The following is a 21,458-nucleotide window of genomic DNA, read 5'->3' as shown; positions in this document are numbered from 1 at the left end:
GCTGACGAAACCGAAAAAAGTAAGCTTGCACAAAACGGTACGGATCGTATATTTTTGTTTCGCGCATATGAAGCCTGTCACGGGCACAACAACAAGAACGCGCGGAGGAAACAAACATGCATCAGGGTTCGAGCCTGAAAGGCGATGTTGCGACCGTTACCATTGTGGGCCGCATCTGGCACTCGACCAGTGAACAGGTGGCTGAACGCGACAAGCAATTCGCGTCCGCTGATTTCCAAAACTTCCCCGTCAACGCTGCTTCGACGCGCGATACCAACGGCTCGATCCTCGACGCCGATCTCAGTCTCTTAATCGGGGTTCAGAGCTCCGCTACATTCCTCAACATTTCCGGGGAGTGAGCATGCCGATCCCCAATATTTCCAATCTCGGATTTGGGCGGCGCCAGTTTCTCGTGTCCACCGCAAGTGCCGCGACGCTCGCCATGCTGGGGGCGCTACCGGTGCTCGCGAAGCCATCCGGAGAGATCGCTCGAGAACCATTCGACCCCAGTCAGTTTGACGTTCGCTTTGTCGTGACGGACCGCCGATTGCCGCAAAGCCTGGCTTTCGCCATTGAGCATGCCAAAAAAGGCAGTGCGCGGCTTGAAGTCACGAATGGACTCACGAGGCTTTGGCAGGAATCGCTCGTACCGTTTTGGCGTGAGCAAGGTGGCGCTGTCGCCGGACTCACCACGCGCGAGGTTTGGCATTGCCTTGCAGAACAAGCACGCAGCCAGTCGCGCCGTACTGTTGTGCTGCATCAGTACGACGTACCGGCGAGCCAACCCAATCCTTTGGTTTCATGGATCATCGCGTGAATTATGAGAACACCCCCGAATGTTTCCCCCGAAGTTTTTTCCGTCGCGCTACAGGCGTTTGCTGGTGTAGTCGGAAAAGAATGGGTCTTCGTTGAGGACGAGGATCTGTTTCCCTACCGTGATTCTTATTCCCCGCTGCGCGACACGCCCGAGGATCGAAGCGCATCAGCTGCCGTGGCGCCCGGTTCGGTTGAAGAGGTGCAGGCGGTCGTGCGCATTGCCGATAAGCACCGCATACCGCTTTATACGATTTCCACCGGCAAAAACCTCGGCTACGGCGGTTCAGCGCCCAATCATGGCGGCAGTGTTGTGCTGGATCTGAAGCGGATGAACCGCATCATTGAGGTCAACGAAAGCAATGGCTACGCAATCGTGGAGCCCGGCGTCAGCTATTTCGATCTGTATAACTACATCCAGGAACGTGGCCTGGAAGTGTGGTTGGATGTCGCCGACCCCGGCTGGGGCAGTGTGGTTGGCAATGCGCTTGACCATGGAGTAGGTCACACGCTGTCGCGCTTTCGCAACCATTTCGATTCGCACTGCGGAATGGAGGTGGTGCTGGCAAATGGGGAGGTGGTTCGAACAGGAATGGGAGCGCTTCCCGGTTCCCAGACGTGGGGGCAATTCAAGATGGGCATGGGGCCGATCCTGGATGGCATTTTTTCCCAGTCCAATTTCGGCGTTGTCACCAAGATGGGCATTTGGTTGATGCCGGCACCAGAAGCCTTCATGCATGGCATGGTGATGGCCGCGCGTTATGACGACCTGCACGCGGTAGTGGAATTGCTCAAGTACGTCGAGAACACTGGGTTAGCCCCTGGTGCTCCGGAAATGGGTAGCCCGCTGCTGGGTGTCAGCAATTACACGAAACACCTTGTCGACGCATTTTATGATGGCCCGCCGCAGTTGCAGAAGCCGCATGCCGAGCTGGTTGCGAAAGCCAGCGTCGGCTTTTCGGCAGAGTTGCAGAAGTATGGACAGGACAACAACATTCCTTACTGGGTGCTTAACCTGAAGTTCTACGGACCACCGAAGGTGATCCAGGCCCAGTGGGAGGCGGTACAGGAGCTGGCCGCAAAGTCGATCAAGGGAGTGCGCTTTCAGGCTGGCCAGATTCAGACCGATCCGCGCAAGGCTTCCGCTGAGTGGACGGTTTACCCACAGGATGTGGGTGTACCAAACATGGACTTCTTCGGTATGGGCACGCGTGCCGGAGGCAACCCGCACCCAATGCGCGGCCATATGTGGTTCTCTCCAGTCATTCCACAGACTGCGCAAGGCATCCTCGAAGCCAACCGTGTCTTCGAAGAAGCGCACCGCACCATGCCTGCGCTGCAGAATGTGCCGATCTGGAACCTCAGGCCTTTTGCGTTGCCTGCGCCGTTTTTCGAGCGCGCTTTCCTTTTCATCGTGGGCTTCCCGATTACCGATGATACGGCGATGAACAAAGCCTCCATCAAGGCGTATCGGACGCTGCTCGATATTGGCGCACAGCATGGCTGGGGCGAATATCGTTGCCACCCGGAATTCCAGGACCAGGCCATGGGCCTGTATTCGTACAACAACAACAGCCTGCTGCGCTTGAACGAGGTCATCAAGGACGCCATCGATCCTAACGGAACTCTTTCGCCGGGCCGCTACGGCATCTGGCCCAAGCATTTGAGGAAGGGCACCAAATGAAAACGAACAGTTTCATCGTGCTGATGATGCTGGCAGGTCTGGCAGTCGCCTCCGAACCGGCCAGGGACGTCGAACCGGGTCAGCGTGGCAAGCAGGTTTTCGATCAGTGGTGTGCGATCTGTCACGCCGCAGCTTCACGCATGCCTGGCACAGCTTCGCTGGCGGCCAAGTATGGCCGCAGCTTACCGGCTGCATTGGAAGAGCGCACTGACATGCCCCCGGCCTTCATCAAGTATTTCGTTCGCAACGGCGTACTGATCATGCCGGCATTTCGTAAAACCGAAATAACCGACGCCGACCTTGAATTGCTTGTCGACTACCTAAAGGCTAAAGACCAATGAGCTCACATTCTGTTTCTGACTCTCTGACGAAGGCTGCTGGCAACCGGAAGGAAGCCCGCTACGGTACCGCGGCGCTCGTCATCGGGCATTGCGCTGGCCTGATGGATATCACCACTTTGCCGATCTGGGTTGGAATCGTCCTGATCGGGCAACTGGCACTTGATCCGCAGCGTGCCGGGTTCCTTCTGACTCTGTTCCTCGGGTCGGTCGTGCTCAGCAGCCTGTGTATTGCACCAAAACTATCCCGACTCAACCGCAAGCGCATAACGTCGGCGGCTTATGCCGTGGCGGGTATGGCCTTCGCCAGCATGCCAAGCGTAAGTGGTAGCTATACCCTTTTGGCTTCGGCGCATGTCGTGGCAGGTCTGGCGGTCGGCTGCGGCCTGTCGATCGTTCACGGGACGATGGGTGGCACTGCTAATCCGCACCGCACAGCGGCAATGGCATTTAGCTCGCTGAGCCTACTGTCCATCCTGGTGATGGCGACGCTGCCTCCGCTAGTGGGCAAGAACGGCCCGAACATATTCTTCTACACAATGTCGGGCATCATGTTTGCTGCCGCACTCGCCGCACTGCTGGCTTTTCCGAAGGTCGCCCGTGCGATCCAGCACGATCGATCCAAGCTCGCCAAGTTGCCTACGCGAGTATGGTTCGGCATCACTGGCGTGAGTCTATTGATGGTGAGCCATTCGATGGTCTTCGGATTCATCGAGCGTGTAGGAGGCTGGCACGGATTCAGCGCGGCGCAGATCACCACGGTGCTTGTCATCAGTGGCGTCGTGAATCTCGTACCTGTCGCCCTTTCCAATCTCCTTGAACGCCGCTTGCCGGCCTCGGGCGTAGTCATGGCGGGACCTCTGATACAAGCCACTGCAGCAGTTGCTGTGACCCAGTTTAGTGGTTACGGGGTTTACATCGTAGCGACCTCAGTTCTCATCGCCGTCGTCACATTCACCCATGTGTTCGCATTCGGGGTACTTGCGCGACTGGATCCGTCCGGTCGCGTGGTCGCAGCCACTCCGGTGATGGTCATGGCGGGTTCGGCTACTGGCCCACTCCTGGGGGGCGTGCTCGCCCTGCATGTTGGCTATGGCAGCTTGGGCTGGGCGGCATTGGCGTTGGGGCTTTTGTCCGCCCTCTGCTTTCGTCTAGGTACCCGTAAGGCGTGATGTAAAACAACAAAAATATGAAGTCCCTTACGAGAGGGTTGGTATGAGCAAGCGATTGCAGGACAAGGTGGTTTTACTGACCGGCATTGGCAGTGGGATGGGGCGCGAGACAGCTCGACTGTTCGCCAGTGAAGGCGCAATCGTTGTCGGCTGTGACATCAATCCGCAGACGGCCGCAGAAACCGCAAAACTGGTAGAAAGCGATGGTCATTCCATCGATGTGGTTGCTCCTGTTGACCTCAGCGACCGCGACGATGTAGCGCGTTGGATCGATGGTGCTGCTGCTCGGCATGGCCGCATTGACGCGCTTTACAATAATGCCAGCCTGCCGCGTTTTGCGCCTTTTGCGATGCAGAGCGACGCCGATTATGTCTTCACTATTCAGAATGAGCTCGATCTCGTCTGGCGTGCTTGCCAGCTTGCCTGGCCATATCTGGTGAAGTCCAAAGGTGCCATCGTCAACATCGGCTCCGGTGCTGGCATGCAGGGAGCGAGAACGTTGCCGCAGGCTGCGCATGCCGCGGCGAAGGGGGCGGTCCTTGCCTTGACGCGCCAACTGGCCGCAGAAGGCGTCGCTGTTGGTGTACGGGTTAACTCGGTCAGCCCTGGTGTAATGAACACCCCGCCGGTTCAGGCGATGTATCGGGAGTTTGGCGACAAGGCACCCGTGGCCCCGATCGTGGAGCGCACCCTGACGGGTAAGCCGGGCGAGCCGATCGCTGTCGCTTGGGCAGGCCTTTACCTGACCTCTGATGAGTCTAAATGGGTCACTGGGATCAATATTCCCGTGGACGGTGGCGCCAGCTCAATCATGTAAGTCGATTCGGATTCAGTTGATTGAACCCGGCAAGCCGACCCTATACAGGCAAGAGTAGTTTTGACCATGACCAACATTTCGATGAATACAAGCAATGCAGCCAAGGTGCTGGCAAGCCCGCTGCAGATCAATGGATTGCAGATTAAAAACCGCATTATCCTTGGGCCGATGGCGGTACTTCGCCCGACCGAGGACGGCCGCCCAAGTGAGCAGACCATCGCGTTCCTCAAGCGTCGTGCGCAGGGCGGGGTGGGCCTGGTCATCGTTGGTGGATCGGTATGCAGCGAACGAGCCTGGAATGAGTCGCCGTTTTCGCCAAACCTTCGCTTTGACAAAGACGCATTCGTCGATGACCTCAAGCGTGTGTCCGATGCTGTACATGAATGTGGTGCAGCAGTGTTCGCGCAGCTGTTTCCGAGCTTCGGCCGCATGGGCGTGCCGCGCAACGGTCAGTGGATTTTGGCGGCCAGCCCGAAGCCGGTGAACCTGGGGGCTGGCGGCTTGCCCAACCATCTCTTTATCCCCGGTGGCCGAATAACACCAGTGCCACACGAGGCCAGCATCCAGGAGATCAAGGACATCGAGGCGAGCGTCGTCGCCGGTGCACGCCGGGCCAAGGCTAGTGGTTTCGATGGCGTCGAGATTGGCGCACACATGTGCTACTTCTACTCGTCCTTTTTGTCCCCGCTGGCCAATCAACGCACCGATGAATACGGTGGTTCGGTTGCGAATCGCGCTAGAGCCTTGCGCGATGTGGTTGCAGCAGTGCGCGCCGAAGTCGGCCCGGATTATCCGGTGGGGGTGCGTATGAGTGTGAATGACCATATGCCCGACGGCCAGGGGCCGGAGGGTTACGCTGAGGTCGCAGTGCACATCGCCGAGGTCGGCCTAGACTTCATCTCGCTAAGCGAGGGCAACTACGAGTCGATGCGTGACAATGTGCCGAGTACTTCCGGCAACATGCTGAACCACGGGGAGCCGCAGGCCTTCCGCAAGGCACTGGGTAGCGGGGTGCTCCTGTTCCTTTCCAGTACTCCAGATCCCCGGCAAGCGGCGGCGGCTATTTGGGACGGCGATGTCGATGCAAGCATGCTGGCACGACAGATGCTGGCCGACCCTGATTATGCGTTGAAGGTAATCGAAGGTCGTGAGGCTGAGATCGTGTGGTGCGACCATGCCAATTCCTGTTTACGCAGGCTGATACTCAACGCGCCGGTTGCCTGTCATAAAAACCCGGAGATGGGACGCGAGGATCCGAAAGCCAAACGTTCCAGTCCGGTTCAGAACCTGGGCGTCTGGGTAGCCGGTAACAATGTGCTGATGGGCGTTGCCGATAAGCTCGTCCGCGCTACGCAAAAGAAATGACCCAATTGGGGCGAGCATTTCGATCAGTCTTATAGCGAGATGAGCGGGGTGTTCGTTTCCAATGGCTCGACGTCGGTATCCGATCAACTCAACGCCTGCGCACTGAACTTGACCAATAACGACTAGGCCTCGGGGTCAGTGCTCTTGACACCCAGTAAGTGGTACACAAAGTTTATGTGCGACTCGGCAAACGCTTGGTTAAGTGGGGCGTGTCCAATCATGAGTCGCATGTAAACGGCCCCGTAAATCAAGTCCATCAGTATCTCGATATCCGTATCGGGAGATATCTCGCCGCTCACCCTCCATTCCTCTAGCGTTTCTCGAATTATCGCGCGCCTTCCATAATGAAACCGCTCTCGAAAATCTCTCAAAGTAGAGGGATCTGACTGACCTTCCGCGAGTATTTGTGCGACCAGTCGACCGGCCCAACCAGAGTATTGGTCTACGAGGGAGCGGAAGTGCTGAGCAATTGCCTCTCTCGGACCCAGTTCTCGTGGCAAGGCTGTCTTCAACATTTGGTTCTCTATGAACGCGTCGATAACGACTAACGCTTTGGAGTCCCACCACCGGTATATGGTTGATTTACTAACGCCAGCTTCTCGTGCTATCGCCTCGATTGAGATGGCTTGAATGGATTTTTCCTGCAGCAGCCTGATGGTGGCATCCAGGATCTGACGGCGTGTAGCTTCGCTTCGTGGGCGACCCACGATCGATTTGGTGGTCGATACAGGTTTGTTAGTCGACATTTTCAAGATCCCTTACCCAGGTGCATTTGTTTCTAAAAAACAAAAGCCCAGGATGGCTCTCGTCAAGGAAATAATTAGTATACGCAGTGTTTAGTATATTGCCTGTGCGTGAAAAATTCTACCTTGGCTGTGCTCAATCCAGCAGGAAAATGTTCGCTCGTAATAAGCTTGTTTTGTTGTTTTTAGCGCGGGCTAGGGTGCTCAAGCAGAAGGCTTTGTTGCAGTGAAAATTGCTTCGCTTGGTCGACACTCTACGAGTCATTGCGTTTCGTTTATATGAGGTTTTCGCTCGGATCTGTTGTCGGTAAGTCGGCGGCGCGGGGGGCAAGTCAGGAGGGAAGGGCAGCGGCCATCTTTAAACAGTCAGCGATGAACATCACTTTCAGGTCCATTCTTCTTCGCGTTTTGTTCGTTGCTTAAAGACTCTATGAAAAGTGCAATCTTCTATTTGTAACGTGCATTTTTCGTAGTGCCCCAGCACCTCATACTGACCGGGTGCTGACGCGCTTACCCGCTTGCCATCTAGCGTACGGTGCCTTCTGGCGATGTTCGCAAGCGTCTGCCAAGCGGAGCGCCACTATCCAATAATAAAGAGACCGCCCATGAAAACTCCAAACCCGCTGCTGGAAGACCTGAAAGGTGTTCTGCCTACTATCGCGGCTAATGCCTTCGAGGCCGAACGCGCGCGTTGTGTTCCCGCCGAAAATATCGCTTTGCTCAAAGGTATTGGTATGCACCATGCGTTGCAGCCGAAAAAGTACGGCGGCATGGAGATCTCTCTGCCTCAGTTTGCCGACTGCATCGCATTGTTGGCCGGTTCCTGTGCCAGCACGGCCTGGGCCATGAGCCTTCTATGTACTCACAGTCATCAAATCGCAATGTTTTCCAGCAAGCTGCAGGATGAGATGTGGGGAAATGACCCCGATGCTACTGCCAGTAGCAGCATCGCGCCTTTTGGGCGCACCGAGGAGGTGGAGGGAGGCGTCACTTTCAGTGGTGAGATGGGATGGAGTTCAGGCTGTGATCATGCCGAATGGGCCATCATGGGGTTCTTTCGTGAGAATGCCGAAGGCACTCGGGATTATTGTTTCGCGGTGCTGCCAAGCAGTGACTATGAAATTCGTGATGACTGGTTTGCCGTTGGTATGCGTGGCAGCGGTAGCAAAACCCTGATCGTCAAGAATGCTTTCGTGCCCGAGCACCGAATCCAGAAAGCCAAGGACATGATCGAAGGCAAGTCGGCGGGCTTTGGTTTGTATCCGGACAGCAAGATTTTCTTCGCCCCTTATCGGCCTTATTTCGCCAGCGGTTTTTCGACTGTCAGCCTGGGTATTGCCGAGCGCATGCTGGATGTCTTTCGCGAGAAAACCCGCAACCGCGTCCGTGCCTACACCGGTGCCGCTGTCGGCGCAGCCACCCCGGCATTGATGCGCCTGGCCGAATCCACGCATCAAGTTGCGGCTGCCCGAGCGTTGCTGGAAAAAAGCTGGGAGGAGATTGCCGAATACAGCGAGCGCCACGAGTACCCTAGCCGCACCACGCTCACGTTCTGGCGTACCAATCAAGGCTATGCCACGAAAATGTGTATCCAGGCTGTGGACCGTCTGATGGAAGCGGCCGGCGGCGGCGCCTGGTTTGAAACCAACGAGTTGCAACGCCTTTTCCGCGACGCACATCTTACGGGGGCGCACGCCTATACCGACTATGACGTTTGTGCACAGATACTTGGTCGCGAACTGATGGGTCTTGAGCCCGATCCCTCAATGGCCTAAGGCCGTTCGCCCTCAAGCCACAAGCCCCTCATAAAAATAATCAGAGCGCGCCCAGGGGGCGTGCTCGGGAGTCTTGCATGTCCGATATTAATGAAATTGCAGCTTCTTCTGCCTTCGATTCGCGTGCATTTCGCCGCGCCTTAGGTAACTTCGCCACCGGTGTGACAGTGGTGACAGCCGCCGATCACGATGGCCGAAAAGTGGGGGTGACGGCCAATAGCTTCAACTCGGTGTCGCTCGATCCGCCGTTGATTCTCTGGAGTATCGATAAGCGATCAACCAGTCATGATGTATTTGCTGCCGCTACCCACTTTGCCGTGAATGTGCTTGCTGCAGATCAAATTGATTTGTCGAACAATTTCGCTCGTCCGAAAGACGATCGTTTTGCTGGCATCGAATACGAGTCAGGTCACGGAGGGGCGCCCATTCTTACTGATTGCTCCGCGCGTTTTCAGTGCGAAAAATATCAGCAGGTGGACGGTGGTGATCATTGGATCATGATCGGTAAGGTAGTGGCTTTCGATGATTTTGGTCGTTCGCCGTTGCTGTACCACCAGGGCGCATACTCCATGGTGTTGCCCCACACGCGCATGACAAAAAGTGCTGAAGGTCAGCCGCCTAGCAGCCACTTCCAAGGAAGGCTGAGCCACAATTTGTACTACCTCATGACCCAAGCATTGCGCGCGTATCAGGCAAGCTATCAGCCGCGGCAATTGTCGACAGGTTTGCGGACAAGTGAGGCGCGTATGTTGATGGTGCTGGAGAACGATGCAGGGTTGAGCCTCACGGATCTGCAACGGGAGGTGGCGATGCCCGAGCGGGAAATCGAAGAGGCCGTCGCCAATCTCACTCGTAAGGGGCTGGTCTGTGAAGAAGATAAGCGCTTGCGTCTGACCGTTAAAGGTATCGATGAAACAGAAAGATTATGGACAATAGCCCGAGAACAGCAGGAAAAAGTCTTCAGTCAATTCAGCGACGATCAATTGGAAACCTTCAAGACTGTGTTGAAAGCGGTTATCAGGCTCTGACGTGCTCTGGTTAGCGATTAAATGGACGGCGCCTAAATGCGCCGTTTTTTTATGGACGCTAGAAACGTCATCGCTATTTCGGCGTGATAAGATAATTAACATGCTAACTGATTTTTGAGCCGTTTCTAAATGCCCAAGCACCGACAGTCTCTGACACTCAACCTGCTCCAGGCCCGGGAAGTGGCCATGAGCTTTTTCCGGCCTTCTCTGAAAGATATCGGCCTCACTGAGCAACAATGGCGGGTAGTGCGGATTCTCAGTCAGCAGGGCGAACTGGAGATCAATCGCTTGGCGGACTTGGCATGTATTCTCAAGCCCAGCATGACTGGCGTACTGGCGCGGATGGAGACCGCAGAGTTGGTCGAACGACGGCGCTCAGAACACGACCAGCGCCGAGTGCTGGTGAAACTGACCGCTGCCGGAGAGCGTTGCTTTGAAAGTATGAGCGGGCGCATGGAAGAGAACTATGAGCGCTTGCAGGAGCGCTACGGCGCGGAGAAGTTGCAGACGTTGTTGGTGTTGCTCAATGAGTTGAAGACACTGAAGCGTTGAGGCGGAATGGTCACCGCTGGCATTGATGTCTGCCAGCGGCGAGCATTTGCAATTAACCTGAAATCAGTAAACACCGCCGGTACTGATCGTGGCCGGGGTATTTCTGAACTTGCTTGTCAGTGCTTGCAGGCCTTGCATCAGTACGGAGGTGTCGACGCCGACCGCTACGAATGCCGCGCCGAGCTCGATGTAGCGTCTGGCCAATCTTTCGTCGGCGCTGAGAATGCCGGGCGCTTTGCCGGCATCGCGGATTCGTATGATGGTGTCTTCGATTACTGCTTGAACTTCGGGATGGCCCGGGTTACCGCGATGGTCCATCGCAGCGCTGAGGTCGGCAGGGCCGATAAACACCCCGTCAACGCCTTCGACGTTGACGATGGCATCCAGATTCTCCAGGCCTTTCAGGCTTTCAATCTGCACCAGCAGGCATATTTGCTCGTCAGCCTTGTCCAGGTAGCCGGGCACGCTGTTCCAGCGCGACGCCCGCGCCAACGCGCTGCCTACACCGCGCACGCCACTGGGCGGATAGTGCACGGCACGCACCAGCTCTCGCGCTTGTTCGGCGCTTTCGACCATCGGCACCAGTAAGGTCTGGGTGCCGATGTCCAAAATCTGTTTGATCAACGTTGTGTCGCCAGCGACAGGGCGGATCACTGGATGACTGGTGTAGGGCGCTATCGCCTGCAATTGGCCAAGCATGCTGCGTATATCATTGGGCGCATGCTCGCCGTCGATCAATAGCCAATCAAAGTCGGCATTGGCTGCCAGCTCTGCGCAGTAAGGGTTGGCCAGACCGAGCCAAAGGCCGATTTGAGCCTTGCCACTTTTCAGGCGTTGTTTGAATGTGTTGATTGGCATATCCATGAAACGGTCCTCAAGAAATCAGACGAAGCGGCAGGAGATGGAACCCAGCATGTCGTAGTCGACATGGAAGGTATCGCCTGGGTTCGCAGCCACCGGACGGGTAAACGACCCGCCCAGAATAATTTGCCCCGGTTGCAACGTGACATCGTATGGGGCGAGCTTGTTCGCCAGCCAGGCGACACCTTTCGCCGGGTGATTGAGCACGGCGGCAGAGACCCCTGATTCCTCGATCACGCCATTGCGGTACAAGACAGCGGGCACCTTGCGCAGGTCGACCTCGTGAGGGCGCACAGCACGGCCGCCCATTACCACCCCTGCGTTCGCCGCATTGTCGGAAATGGTGTCGAAGACCTTGCGCGTGGCTTTGGTCTCCGGATCGATCTGCTGGATACGCGCGTCAATGATTTCCAGGGCCGGGATCACCCATTCGGTAGCCTCCAGCACATCGAAAATAGTGACATTCGGGCCTTTGAGCGGCTTGCCGAGGATGAATGCCAACTCCACTTCGACGCGCGGCACGATAAAACGGTTGAAGGGGATGTCGGTGCCTTCGTCGAACAGCATGTCGTCAAGCAACGCCCCGTAATCCGGTTCTGTAATGTTAGATGAGACCTGCATGGCCCGAGAGGTCAGGCCAATCTTGTGCCCCACCAGCTTACGACCGTTCTTTATTTTCTGTGCCACCCAGGCTCGCTGAATGGCATAGGCATCTTCGATGGTGATCTGTGGATGCGCGAGGGAGAACTGCCCGACTTGCTTACGGGAGCGTTCGGCGTTGTCCAGTTGTGCAGCGGCTTGCTGGATGAATTCTTGATCGAGCATGACTTGGATCTCTTAATGAGGATTGACGATGGCGGCGGGCGTGCGCAGCACCAGGAAGGCGCCTGCGACGATCAATGCCGCGAGGACGTAGAGGGCAAGACTGGCGCTGTGGGTCGTGTCACGCATCCAGCCAATCAGATTGGGTGTCAGAAACGAGGCAATGCTTCCCAGAGAACTGATCAGGGCGATGCCCGCCGCCTGGGTGCTGTTTGACAGGAATGCGGGTGGTAGCTGCCAAAACATCGGCAGTGCGGCGCTCGCGCCCATACCCGCAATCACCAATCCGCCGATTACCATGAAGGGGTCGTCAGGCAAAAGGCCGGCTACGGCGATACCGAGGGCCGACATGAGCAATGGCACACTCAAGTGCCACCGACGTTCACGGCGACGATCCGATGAACGTCCGCAGGCGATCATGAAGCCGCAGCCGGCCAGGTAGGGCAGGGCACTGAGCAGGCCGACCTTGCCATCGCTGCCAATCCCGGAGCTGTGAATCAGGGTAGGCATCCAGAAAGCAAGCGTATTGACCGCCAGCATGACTGCGCAATAGATGCCCACCAGCAGCCAGACCTGAGGATCTCGCAGTATTCCGCCAAACGAAATGATGGGTTTGCGTTGTTCTTCGCTAGCCAGTTGCTTGCGCAGTTGCTCTTTCTGCTCACTGCTTAGCCAACTGACTGACTCGAAGTTGTCAGGCAACACCTTGAGTACCAGCAAACCGAGTAGTACGACTGGCGCGCCTTCAATCAGGAACATCCACTGCCACCCACGCAGGCCCCCAACATCATGAAAGCCTTGCAGGATACCGCCCGATAGAGGGCCACCGACAACCCCGGCCAGCGGCACGGCAATGGCAAACAACGCGGTAACCTGGGCGCGCCTGCTGGCCGGATACCAGCGGTTCAGATAGACCAGAATGCCCGGGAAAAATCCGGCCTCGGCGACGCCGAGCAAGAAGCGCAACGCGTAGAAACCTTCAGCGTTTTCGATCAATAGCATGCTGGTCGACAGAGTCCCCCAGACAACCATCAACAAAGCGATCCAGCGTCGTGGCCCAATGCGATCCAGGGCGATGTTGCTGGGTACTCCGAACATCGCGTAGGCAACAAAGAACAAGCCTGCACCGAAACCGTAGACGGTATCGCTGAATTGCAGGTCGGCGCCCATCTGCATCTTCGCGAAACCGATGTTTATCCGATCAAGATGGGCAAACAGGTAGCACACCAGCAGCAGTGGCATCAGCCGCAAGGTCACTGTACGGTGGGTCGATGTTGCGGCATCGCTCAAAGGCTGTGCAGCGGAAGTGGCTATGCTCATGATTTTGTACTTTTTGTGAGAGTGGCCGAGGGAAGAGGAAGGTTCTAGTTCGCCTGCTGATTGAGGAAGGCATGCACGTTGTTGAGCTTGAAATTAAGCTCGGGGTGGAGCTCGATCATCTCAAACGACAGAGCCAGCAAACGTTCTGCCTGCAGCGGTGCAAAGTGGGCGGTGATGACTTCGAACAGTTTTTCAGCGACCCGTCGACGTGTCGCCAGGTCGCGGCCGTGGCCAACCTTCAGCGTCATGTGGACAAAGGCGTAATCGTGTTTGCCGTCGGCCATACGCCACGTATCCAGTCGAACGCCGCGGCTACGGATACCTCCCAGCGGAAACACACCGCTGGCCCCCAGTGTCGTGTGGACTTTTTCAAAAAGGCCCGGCAGGTCGGCCTGTTGCTCGATGTTGTCGGTGTACTCGGCAATAAAATGCGGCATCGTGCCCTCCTGGTAGGTCGTTGTGCCGAGCGGCGGGCGAGCCCCTGCCGCTTGAGCGAAATTCAGAGCGGGAAAATGGCGTTGATCTGGCCGGTCCCGGAGCTGCCAAAGGGCTCCGTGAGAACTTCGACCGGCTTGTTGTAATCCGGCCCACCCAGCAGGCCCAAGAGCATTGCAGTGTCGTGCATTTTGCCCTCGCCGAAGCAGTGCTCGGCGTAGTCAGGAAGCATCGCGCAGAACTCTCTGAATCGACCTTCGCGCCACAGCTTGACCACGTGCATGTCGACCTGCTTGTCGAATTCGCGCGTCCAGTTGTGGATATTGGCTTCCGCTTCGCGATCGTCAGAGAAACGGTGTGAAAGAGAGCCGGAGGCCAGCACCAGGACTTTGCGGTCACTCTTCTCGATTGCGCGACGTACGGCGGCGCCGAAAGCGAAGCTGTCTTCGAGACGATGCCAGGCACACCAGGCCGCGATGGAAATCACCTTGAGTTTTTCGGCTGCAGGTACATCCATGTGCATATAGCGCATGGGCACCAGGGTGCCGTATTCCAGTTCCAGACTCGGGATGTTATGCGACAGCGTGCGCACACCGGCCGCGTTGGCTTCTTCGGCGATCAGTTGTCCGAGCTCCGGGCAGCCTGGGTAGTGGTAAACCATGTCCTTGATGAAGTGCGGAAGTTCATTGCTTGTGTAAACGCCGCTGAAATGCTCACCGTTGTTCACGTGGTAGCCGCTGTTCACCAGCCAGTGCACGTCGAAGACGACGGCGGTATCAGCACCTAACTCACGCGCGCGCCGACCTATTTCCTTATGGCCTTCGATAGCTGCAGCACGACAACCGTGGTGTTTGCCCGGTAGTTCGGACAAGTACATCGACGGCACATGGCAGACTTTTGCTGCCAGGACGACTTCGCCCATGATGATTCTCCTGAAAGTATTTTTGTCGGTTCAATTACGCGGCCAGTGAAAACTGCGATGAGCCGATGCGCGCCTCATCGCGGTCTTCAGCAGCGGCTATCGGCTGCTCAGAGTCCCCAGCGAGGGATGTGATGATTGCCCATGGAAATGCAGACGTTCTTGATTTCGGCGAACACTTCGAAGCTGTATTGGCCACCTTCGCGCCCAGTACCGGAACCTTTCACTCCACCGAACGGCTGACGTAGATCGCGCACATTCTGGCTGTTGATGAATACCATGCCGGCTTCGATGCCGTAGGCTATTCGGTGCGCCTTACCGATGTCCTGGGTCCAGATGTAGGACGCTAGTCCGTATTCAGTGTCGTTAGCCAATTGCAGGGCCTCGGCTTCATCCTTGAACGGAATCAGGCACACCACCGGACCGAAGATTTCTTCCTGGGCAATTCGCATTTTATTGTTCACGTCGGCGAACACAGTCGGCTGGATAAACTGACCTTTGCTCAAGTGGGCTGGCAGGTTGGCTGGACGCTCCAGGCCGCCGGCGAGGAGGGTGGCGCCTTCTTCGATGCCTATCTTGATGTAGCCGGTGACCTTGTCGTAGTGGGCCTGGGTGATCATCGAGCCGACCTGGGTTTTCGGGTCTTGCGGATCCCCGACGATCAAGCGTTTGGCACGTGCCGCGAACTCAGCCACGAACTGCGGGTAAACACTTTCCTGAATGAAGATACGGCTACCGGCGGTGCAGCGCTCGCCATTGAGCGAGAAGATGGTGAACAGCGCCGCGTCGAGGGCACGCTCTAGATCGGCATCTTCGAAGATCAGCACCGGGGACTTGCCGCCCAGCTCCATGGAATACTTTTTCAGGCCGGCGGATTGCATGATTTTCTTGCCGGTGGCGGTGCCGCCGGTGAAGGAGATCGCTCGTACGTCCGGGTGCCTAACCAGCGCGTCACCGGCAGTCGCACCATAGCCCTGTATGACGTTGAGCACACCGTTCGGAATACCGGCTTCGACAGCCAGACGACCCAGCTCGTTGGCCGTCAGCGGCGACAGCTCGGACATTTTAAGCACGGCAGTGTTGCCCAGTGCCAGGCACGGCGCGGTCTTCCAGGTCGCCGTCATGAACGGCACGTTCCAGGGGGACACCAGGCCGCAAACGCCCACCGGCTGGTACAAGGTATAGTTGAGCATCTGGTCGTCGACCGGGTAGCTGTGGCCGTCCATGCGGGTGCAGACTTCGGCGAAAAAATCGAAGTTGTGCGAAGCTCGGGGGATCAACACGTTTTTGGTCTGATGGATCGGCAGGCCCGTGTCCAAGGTCTCCAGCTCGGCCAGATGAGGAACGTTTTGCTCAATCAGCTCGCCAAGTTTGCGCATGAGTCGTGCACGCTCTTTGGCTGGGGTATTGGCCCATTTAGGAAAGGCTTCCTTGGCCGCCGCCACCGCTTGTGCGACTTCTTCGGCACCGCCACTGGCCACTTCACCAATCGCTTCGCCGGTGGCCGGATTGTAGTTGGTGAAGGTGTCTTTGCTTTCGACCTCACGGCCATTGATCCAATGTTTGATCATAATGTTCAAGCCTCTTTACGCGCGGAGAAAAAATCCGCTTCGCTGACAATTCGATTGACGAGGCGTCCAACGCCTTCGACTTCCACGATCACCTCATCACCCGGAACTACATCTGCAAGGCCTTCGGGCGTACCGGTGGCGATCATGTCGCCTGGCTGCAGGGTCATGAAACTGGACAGGTATTCGATCAGGTAAGGGATATCGAAGATCATGTCTTTGGTCGAGCCTTCCTGGCGAAGCTCACCATTGATCCAAGTGCGCAGTTTCAGATTGCCTGGTTCGGGGACATCTGCAACATCGACAATCCATGGACCGACCGGGGTCGTGGCGTCACGGTTTTTTACCCGCAAATTAGGGCGGTAGTAGTTTTCCAGGAAATCGCGGATCGCGTAGTCGTTGCATACGGTGTAACCCGCCAGATAGCTCAGCGCATCTTCACGCTTGACGTTGCGCGCAGGCTTGCCGATGACCGCAACCAGTTCGCACTCGTAGTGCATGTAGGCAACGTTGTCAGGTCTCCAGGTGATCTGATTGTGGCCGGTATAGGTGCCCGTAGATTTAACGAACACCAACGGTTCGGTTGGCGGCGCGAAGGCGAGTTCGGCAGCGTGATCGGCATAGTTCAGGCCGAGGGCAAACATGGTGCCATTGGCCGGTGGCAGCCACTCGACCTGGTCTTCGCCGAGGGAGCGGCCGTCGCTCAGATGCACGATGTTGTCTGCATCGACCGTGACGGAATGTATTTGACTTTCGAATCGGATACGAGCGTGTTTCATACGGTGCCCTCCTGCTCGGCAACGATGACATTGGTCAGGCATCCCAGACCTTGGATTTCTACGTCTACGCGGTCACCAGGCAGGACATCGACACGACCCAAAGGTGTGCCGGTGATCAACACATCTCCGGCATACAAGGTCATGAACTCGCTGATTTCGGCGATTAACTGAGGAATCTTGCGTACGAAGTTTGCGGTGGAGTCTTCTTGTCGAAGCTCGCCATTGACTCGTAGTTGCATGGACAAGTCGTGCGGATTGGCAAGCTGTTCACGCGGTACGAACTCCGGGCCGATGGCACAGAAACCATCGCGACATTTTGCTTTCACTGCAGGGCGGTAGTAACTCTGTTCCGGAAGGCTGAATTCGTTGACGATGGTATAGCCAGCAACATGATCCAGAGCCTCGTCAGCGCTGACTCGACTCGCATCTTTGCCAATCACCACCCCCAGAGCCGGCCCAGGCTGCAATGAAATTCCTGCACCAGGATGCACCACGGCGCCGCCATGTACGTTGCGCGTATTGGGCGTCTTGATGAACAGAACCGGTTTGACGGGCAGCTTTTGGTACGGCGATTGCTCGAATTCAGAAAGGCGCTTCAGCAGCAATCCCTGGTAGTTCAGCGCTACACCGAGCAAGGTGCCGGTCGCGATGTCATGCAAGGCATGGCTCATGCTTCTCTCCTGGCAGTGGCGGGACGGGAGGTGTCCGGCCTAATTATTGTTAACATGTTATCGTTATAATTAATATGTTAATGATCGTCAAGCGCCTTATCGTTCATGGCGATTTACTCGCAACGAGTGCACCATGGGGGCGGGGGATGTCGGGACAAGAAAAATGAGAAATGTGTGATGAACGATCGGTATCCAATTCCTAACATCAACATCGGCCAGGTCTACGATCAGCGTTACAGCGATAGCGAAGTGCATTACGACAAGCTCGGCAACCTGGCGGGTTTCTTTGGTCGCAACATGCCAGTGCACCGCCACGATCGATTTTTTCAGGTGCATTACGTCAAGAGCGGAACGGTGAGGGTTTATCTCGATGATCAGCAGTACGTCGAGTCTGGCCCCATGTTTTTTCTCACCCCACCGACGATTCCCCATTCCTTCGTGACGGAGGCGGACAGCGATGGCCACGTGCTCACCGTTCGCCAGCAGTTGATCTGGCAATTGATCGAAAGCGATCCTGGGCTGGCATTGGGGCCGCAACTTCCCGCAGCCTGTGTGGCGCTTGATCACCTCAAGCCTGAGCAGCAAAGCGAATCGCGGCGTCTGGCATTTTTATTCGAAGAGCTGCGAGGGGAGATGAACAGTGGGGCCGCCGGTCACAGCGCAGCGGTGCTAAGCCTGACTCGACTGATCATGGTCAGCGTATTAAGGCTGTGCGCAAACCCTCTCGAAGCGACGCCTACGCGACGTGAAGACTTGCAGATCTTTCATCGATTCAATGCACTGATTGAAGAGCATTATCTGGAGCACTGGGCGCTTGGCCGTTATGCGCAGGCCATTGGCGTTACCGAAGCTCGGCTTAACGATGTCTGTAGGCGTATTGCCGATTTGCCGTCCAAACGCCTGGTGTTCGAAAGGGTCATGCAGGAAGCCAAGCGTTTGCTGTTGTTCACGGGCAGCTCGGCAAATGAAATCTGCTACCTGCTGGGTTTCAGGGATCCGGCGTATTTCAATCGTTTTTTCCAACGCAACGCACAAATAACGCCAGGAGAGTATCGCCTGCGACATTCGGGGTTTCGCTAATGACCTGTATTTCGGGTGACTGCAGCGGGGTTGTTTCTGGGGACAGGTGCGCGGCGACCTCCAGCCGGTTGCGCTACTGAAGCACCAACCGTAAGCTGTTGGCTGGTTCACATAGTCCACTCAATATGCCCAATCCCAGACCTTCCCTGACACTCACTTTGCTCCAGGCTCGCGAAGCGGTTATGACGTTTTTCCGTCCTGGCCTGAACGATCATGACTTGACCGAGCAGCAGTGGCGAGTCATTCGAATTCTTCGCCAGCAGGGCGAACTGGAAAGTCATCAGTTGGCACATCAGGCTTGTATTCTAAAGCCCAGCATGAGTGGTGTGCTCAAGCGCCTGGAGCGCGATGGACTGGTCATTCGCAGGAAATCGGCTGAAGATCAGCGCCGCATTTTCCTCAATCTGACCGAGCAAGGGTATGAATGCTTTTTGTCGATGAGCGAAGGGATGGAGCGCAATTACCTCGAGATCCAGCGGCAGTTTGGTGAGAAAAAATTGCAGAAACTGCTCGAATTACTCGAAGATCTTAAAAAGATCAAGCCCTGAAAGGGGGGTCTGCTTTTCCAATCGGCGACATCCACTCATCCACCGTTTTGGACTGCTCATCACAGACCAGAATCGTCAGAGCGTGCGAGCGGGTTTTCACTAAGGGGGGTAATCTCCATCCACCCGGCCTCCAACGAATGCAACAGATGGCCAATCTGATCAAGCTCACCTTCTTTGCTATCGAGCGAATCGAGGCATTTTGAACTCGATTCCGCCAGACGGGTGATAGCGACATCTACCAAACGCATTCCTTCCTCACTCAATTGAATCAATTGGCCTCGGCGATCACGTGGATCGGGAATACGGTTGGCGACGCCGCGTTCTACCAATTTGTCCGCTCGATAGGTGGCGGCGCCCGACGTCACCTTCAGCAGACGAAAGACATCGGTAGGGCGCATGCAGTAAGGCGGGCCGCTTCGCCGTAAAGCGAACAGCAGCATGAGATCCTTCATCCCCAGTTCAAGGTCGTCCGCGATTACCTCTATGTGGTGATCGATCAACATGGCGAGGCTTCGGATTCGGAGTGTAATCGCCAATCCATGGTGATCCAGATCCGGACGTTCGTTACGCCATGCTTGCGCAACGGCCTCAGGGCTGGCGGCAGGAAACAATAAATCGCTCATGCAAAATCCATCAGGTGGCTTTGAGGTGATCATACCTCAGTGTGAACCGGGTGTGCCCTGCAGCTATGGCGCTGCCAGGGCTGTCATTGAGGCGATGAACCTCAGTGCACGGGAGTCGACGGAGCGCTCACGGCAAAGCGTTAACATGCTAACGAATTTTCTTGACGAGCTCTAAAAGCGAGAATAGCCTAAAACTATCTTAAAGACTGAGATACTTTGTTATTAAGATAGTTTTGGCCGCCTAGCTGCGGCTCTTCTAAAAAACAAGAACGGGGCTCGCTATGCTGACCGCTGAACAGAACCGCCTGCTGACGGACGTCTCCCCTGGCACACCTCTGCACAGGTATTGGAAAAGACAATGGATTCCTGCGCTGCGCAGTGAGGCGCTTGAGCCGGGAGGAACGCCACAACGTGTCGAATTGCTATGCGAAAAATATGTCGCCTTTCGCGCGGATGATGGTCATGTCGGATTCCTCCATGAGGCATGCCCCCATCGCGGCGTTTCGCTCGCGCTCGGTAGAAATGAAGGAAACCGCCTGACTTGCATCTTCCACGGCTGGAGTTTTGACACGCAGGGCAACTGCACCAAAATGCCAACCGAGAAGGACCAGGCTTTTTGCAAAAAGGTAGAGGGGCAAGGGTTCGAGGTGCGAGAGGGTGGCGGTATTGTCTGGGTGTACTTGGGTGAGGGCGAAGCGCCGGCCTTCACTGATTATGCATTCACCTATTTTGATCGTAAGCACGCCAGACCGCGGGCTTCCTATAACGAAGCGAACTGGTTGCAAAACGTCGAAACGTTAATGGACTCGGCCCATATCGGACTGCTGCACCATGACACCACGGCGAACCCGGAGCTTCCCCAGGCCGGGCTCCAGCTCGTCACTGGCAACGACACCCCCAAGTACACGCTCGAGAGCAAGCCGTATGGCTTACGGTCGTATTCGTTGCGCACCACGGGTCAGGAGCAGGACTACCTTCGGGTGACCGAGTTTGTAGCACCGGCGAGCGCGTTCATTGGTACCACCGAACAAGAAGCGGGATTTCTGATCATCGTAGTGCCGGTTAACAATACGCGCAGTCTTCAGTGGTATGTCTATTGGGATTCGCGCCAACCTATCGATGAAAACCTCCCGGATTTCGCGCTGGATGGTACTGATGAATCCGACGACAACTTCGCAGCGTCCCGCCAAGGTCTTCTCAACTATGGGCAAGATCGCGAAGCAATGCGTGCCGGTCGGAGCTGGACAGGCGTTCCGGGCGTTATTTTTGAGGATTACGCCGTTGCCGAGAGCATTCCCATTGTCGATCGGACGCGAGAGTTCCTGGGTAGCGGGGATCTCGCAATTGTCCGTTTACGGCGTGAATTGATGGAGCGGATTCGTCAATCGGAAGCCAATGAAGACAGCGTCCAGGCGCAGGCGAGCGACTACCGTTCATTGAGAGCGTTGGCTGACATGATTCCTGTTGGGACCGTCATTCAGGACTACACGGAGCAGAAGCGTCAAGAACGCAGAATGACTTATCTCTGAGCCCGTCAGGCCGTCA

The 21,458-nt window shown here is 56.3% G+C and carries 23 protein-coding genes; 13 read left to right on the top strand and 10 right to left on the bottom strand.

Annotated features, from left to right (window positions below):
• Nucleotides 1-116 precede the first annotated feature (116 nt).
• The 7 genes from ASD95_RS05960 to ASD95_RS05930 all read left to right on the top strand — a co-directional run bounded on the left by ASD95_RS05960 (nt 117) and on the right by ASD95_RS05930 (nt 6,189).
• The gene (locus tag ASD95_RS05960; RefSeq protein ID WP_056723295.1) at nt 117-359 is read left to right on the top strand and encodes a hypothetical protein; all 243 of its coding nucleotides are present in this window, start codon (nt 117-119) and stop codon (nt 357-359) included.
• Between the two features lie 2 nt (nt 360-361).
• Nucleotides 362-817: a hypothetical protein gene (locus ASD95_RS29060; RefSeq protein ID WP_156385740.1), complete on the top strand. Its 456-nt coding sequence runs from the start codon at nt 362-364 to the stop codon at nt 815-817.
• Between the two features lie 3 nt (nt 818-820).
• A complete protein-coding gene (locus tag ASD95_RS05950; RefSeq protein ID WP_056723291.1) occupies nt 821-2,497 on the top strand; it encodes an FAD-binding oxidoreductase in 1,677 nt (558 codons plus the stop codon).
• Nucleotides 2,494-2,838, top strand: coding sequence for a c-type cytochrome (locus ASD95_RS28385; protein WP_082562920.1), 345 nt, complete (start codon nt 2,494-2,496; stop codon nt 2,836-2,838). Before ASD95_RS05950 ends, ASD95_RS28385 begins: the two co-directional genes overlap by 4 nt.
• Nucleotides 2,835-4,007: an MFS transporter gene (locus ASD95_RS05940; protein ID WP_056723289.1), complete on the top strand. Its 1,173-nt coding sequence runs from the start codon at nt 2,835-2,837 to the stop codon at nt 4,005-4,007. Before ASD95_RS28385 ends, ASD95_RS05940 begins: the two co-directional genes overlap by 4 nt.
• Before the next feature lie 43 nt (nt 4,008-4,050).
• Complete coding sequence (locus ASD95_RS05935; RefSeq protein WP_056723287.1) at nt 4,051-4,824, top strand: SDR family NAD(P)-dependent oxidoreductase; 774 nt, start codon at nt 4,051-4,053, stop codon at nt 4,822-4,824.
• A 66-nt stretch (nt 4,825-4,890) separates the two neighbouring features.
• Nucleotides 4,891-6,189, top strand: a complete 1,299-nt coding sequence (locus ASD95_RS05930; protein ID WP_056723286.1) for an oxidoreductase — start codon at nt 4,891-4,893, stop codon at nt 6,187-6,189.
• Between the two features lie 122 nt (nt 6,190-6,311).
• On the opposite strand, the gene ASD95_RS30225 is transcribed toward ASD95_RS05930, so the two are convergent.
• The gene (locus tag ASD95_RS30225) at nt 6,312-6,935 is read right to left on the bottom strand and encodes a TetR/AcrR family transcriptional regulator (RefSeq protein WP_056723284.1); all 624 of its coding nucleotides are present in this window, start codon (nt 6,933-6,935) and stop codon (nt 6,312-6,314) included.
• A 602-nt stretch (nt 6,936-7,537) separates the two neighbouring features.
• On the opposite strand from ASD95_RS30225, the gene ASD95_RS05920 reads away from it, so the two are divergent.
• From ASD95_RS05920 to hpaR (ASD95_RS05910), 3 genes are all read left to right on the top strand, one after another.
• Nucleotides 7,538-8,707 carry a p-hydroxyphenylacetate 3-hydroxylase oxygenase component gene (locus ASD95_RS05920; RefSeq protein ID WP_056723282.1) on the top strand — a complete coding sequence of 390 codons (1,170 nt, stop codon included), beginning with the start codon at nt 7,538-7,540 and terminating at the stop codon, nt 8,705-8,707.
• Nucleotides 8,708-8,784: 77 nt separating this feature from the next.
• On the top strand, nt 8,785-9,735 hold the full coding sequence (locus ASD95_RS05915; protein WP_056723281.1) for a p-hydroxyphenylacetate 3-hydroxylase reductase component: 951 nt from the start codon (nt 8,785-8,787) through the stop codon (nt 9,733-9,735).
• A gap of 129 nt (nt 9,736-9,864) precedes the next feature.
• Nucleotides 9,865-10,287: a homoprotocatechuate degradation operon regulator HpaR gene (hpaR, locus tag ASD95_RS05910; RefSeq protein WP_056723279.1), complete on the top strand. Its 423-nt coding sequence runs from the start codon at nt 9,865-9,867 to the stop codon at nt 10,285-10,287.
• Nucleotides 10,288-10,350: 63 nt separating this feature from the next.
• On the opposite strand, the gene hpaI is transcribed toward hpaR (ASD95_RS05910), so the two are convergent.
• The 8 genes from hpaI to ASD95_RS05870 form a co-directional block, all read right to left on the bottom strand.
• Nucleotides 10,351-11,151, bottom strand: coding sequence for a 4-hydroxy-2-oxoheptanedioate aldolase (hpaI, locus tag ASD95_RS05905; RefSeq protein WP_056723277.1), 801 nt, complete (start codon nt 11,149-11,151; stop codon nt 10,351-10,353).
• A gap of 18 nt (nt 11,152-11,169) precedes the next feature.
• On the bottom strand, nt 11,170-11,973 hold the full coding sequence (gene hpaH / locus ASD95_RS05900; RefSeq protein WP_056723274.1) for a 2-oxo-hept-4-ene-1,7-dioate hydratase: 804 nt from the start codon (nt 11,971-11,973) through the stop codon (nt 11,170-11,172).
• 12 nt (nt 11,974-11,985) lie between these two features.
• Nucleotides 11,986-13,290 (bottom strand): MFS transporter, encoded by a 1,305-nt coding sequence (locus ASD95_RS05895; protein WP_056723273.1) that lies wholly within the window; start codon nt 13,288-13,290, stop codon nt 11,986-11,988.
• Nucleotides 13,291-13,334: 44 nt separating this feature from the next.
• Nucleotides 13,335-13,727, bottom strand: coding sequence for a 5-carboxymethyl-2-hydroxymuconate Delta-isomerase (locus tag ASD95_RS05890; protein ID WP_056723270.1), 393 nt, complete (start codon nt 13,725-13,727; stop codon nt 13,335-13,337).
• A 62-nt stretch (nt 13,728-13,789) separates the two neighbouring features.
• Nucleotides 13,790-14,647, bottom strand: coding sequence for a 3,4-dihydroxyphenylacetate 2,3-dioxygenase (hpaD, locus tag ASD95_RS05885; protein ID WP_056723268.1), 858 nt, complete (start codon nt 14,645-14,647; stop codon nt 13,790-13,792).
• Nucleotides 14,648-14,754: 107 nt separating this feature from the next.
• Nucleotides 14,755-16,215, bottom strand: coding sequence for a 5-carboxymethyl-2-hydroxymuconate semialdehyde dehydrogenase (gene hpaE, locus ASD95_RS05880; protein ID WP_056723266.1), 1,461 nt, complete (start codon nt 16,213-16,215; stop codon nt 14,755-14,757).
• Nucleotides 16,216-16,220: 5 nt separating this feature from the next.
• A complete protein-coding gene (locus ASD95_RS05875; protein ID WP_056723264.1) occupies nt 16,221-16,991 on the bottom strand; it encodes a fumarylacetoacetate hydrolase family protein in 771 nt (256 codons plus the stop codon).
• Nucleotides 16,988-17,662, bottom strand: coding sequence for a fumarylacetoacetate hydrolase family protein (locus ASD95_RS05870; protein ID WP_056723262.1), 675 nt, complete (start codon nt 17,660-17,662; stop codon nt 16,988-16,990). Before ASD95_RS05870 ends, ASD95_RS05875 begins: the two co-directional genes overlap by 4 nt.
• 177 nt (nt 17,663-17,839) lie before the next feature.
• Between ASD95_RS05870 and hpaA the strand changes: the two genes are divergently transcribed.
• Both hpaA and hpaR (ASD95_RS05860) read left to right on the top strand, forming a co-directional pair.
• A complete protein-coding gene (gene hpaA, locus ASD95_RS05865; RefSeq protein ID WP_056723260.1) occupies nt 17,840-18,742 on the top strand; it encodes a 4-hydroxyphenylacetate catabolism regulatory protein HpaA in 903 nt (300 codons plus the stop codon).
• 125 nt (nt 18,743-18,867) lie between these two features.
• Nucleotides 18,868-19,290 (top strand): homoprotocatechuate degradation operon regulator HpaR, encoded by a 423-nt coding sequence (hpaR, locus tag ASD95_RS05860; protein ID WP_056723258.1) that lies wholly within the window; start codon nt 18,868-18,870, stop codon nt 19,288-19,290.
• A 59-nt stretch (nt 19,291-19,349) separates the two neighbouring features.
• Here hpaR (ASD95_RS05860) and ASD95_RS05855 read toward each other — a convergent pair whose 3' ends face one another.
• Complete coding sequence (locus ASD95_RS05855) at nt 19,350-19,913, bottom strand: MarR family winged helix-turn-helix transcriptional regulator (RefSeq protein ID WP_056723253.1); 564 nt, start codon at nt 19,911-19,913, stop codon at nt 19,350-19,352.
• Between the two features lie 281 nt (nt 19,914-20,194).
• Here ASD95_RS05855 and ASD95_RS05850 point away from each other — a divergent pair, with 281 nt between their 5' ends.
• Nucleotides 20,195-21,442 carry a Rieske 2Fe-2S domain-containing protein gene (locus ASD95_RS05850; RefSeq protein ID WP_056723251.1) on the top strand — a complete coding sequence of 416 codons (1,248 nt, stop codon included), beginning with the start codon at nt 20,195-20,197 and terminating at the stop codon, nt 21,440-21,442.
• Nucleotides 21,443-21,458 lie beyond the last annotated feature (16 nt).

This window comes from Pseudomonas sp. Root71 (genome assembly GCF_001429045.1).
GTDB lineage: Bacteria > Pseudomonadota > Gammaproteobacteria > Pseudomonadales > Pseudomonadaceae > Aquipseudomonas > Aquipseudomonas monachiensis.
The sequence above is the reverse complement of the archived record's forward strand: the minus strand, read 5'-3'. Positions and strand labels throughout refer to the sequence as shown.